The 547-nt window shown below is 47.3% G+C and carries 1 protein-coding gene and 2 pseudogenes; all 3 read right to left on the reverse strand.

Annotation, left to right across the window (positions count from 1 at the left end; translation table 11 throughout):
* Positions 1 to 131 (reverse strand): annotated as a pseudogene (locus R7Z47_RS26430) (EscT/YscT/HrcT family type III secretion system export apparatus protein); the annotation flags it as partial.
* The gene (vscS, locus tag R7Z47_RS26435) at positions 128 to 394 is read right to left on the reverse strand and encodes a SctS family type III secretion system export apparatus subunit VscS (RefSeq protein ID WP_005464497.1); all 267 of its coding nucleotides are present in this window, start codon (positions 392 to 394) and stop codon (positions 128 to 130) included. The pseudogene R7Z47_RS26430 and the gene vscS, both read right to left, overlap by 4 nt.
* Positions 395 to 407: 13 nt before the next feature.
* Positions 408 to 547: pseudogene (locus tag R7Z47_RS26440) on the reverse strand (EscR/YscR/HrcR family type III secretion system export apparatus protein); the annotation flags it as partial.

Below are 547 nucleotides of genomic sequence, written 5' to 3' on the forward strand. Positions count from 1 at the left end.
ACGCCGTTACGGATCATTGCGCCGCCAAGCATCTGTTTGCTCAAAATAGGCAGAAAGATAAAGCACGCCATGAGCCTTGGCAGCGTCAAGCTATAAAGAAACAAAGCTTGGTGTAAATCGTCGTAACTCATCGTATTTGTGGAATTTTATCCAGAGCGAGTGAGGCAAAAGCGTGCAGCTCTGCACCTAGCCACTGCGTTGTGATGAACAGGGTGATGATCACGGCAATGAGCTTCACGACAAACCCTAACGTTTGCTCTTGTACCTGAGTCAGTGCTTGGATCAGCGACACTAAGGTGCCGACTAATGCTGCGACCAAAATTGGTGGTAGCGACAAGAACAGAACCAAAGTGAGTGCTTGCGTTGTGAAATGGATGATTTCTGCAGGATTCATTCTCTCTCCTTCATCAACCGTAACTCAGCACTAAGCCGTGCGTGAGTTTTGTCCAGCCATCAAGCAAAACGAAAAGCAGTAACTTGAAGGGCAGAGAAATGGTCATCGGTGACACCATCATCATCCCCATTGCGAGCAGAATATTGGAAACAA

Origin of the sequence: Vibrio sp. 1641 (genome assembly GCF_033339995.1) — a bacterium.
GTDB lineage: Bacteria > Pseudomonadota > Gammaproteobacteria > Enterobacterales > Vibrionaceae > Vibrio > Vibrio alginolyticus.

What these genes read in the sequence shown, in the direction of transcription:
- vscS (WP_005464497.1), bottom strand. Translation starts at nt 394, where the DNA reads ATGAATCCTGCAGAAATCATCCATTTCACAACGCAAGCACTCACTTTG.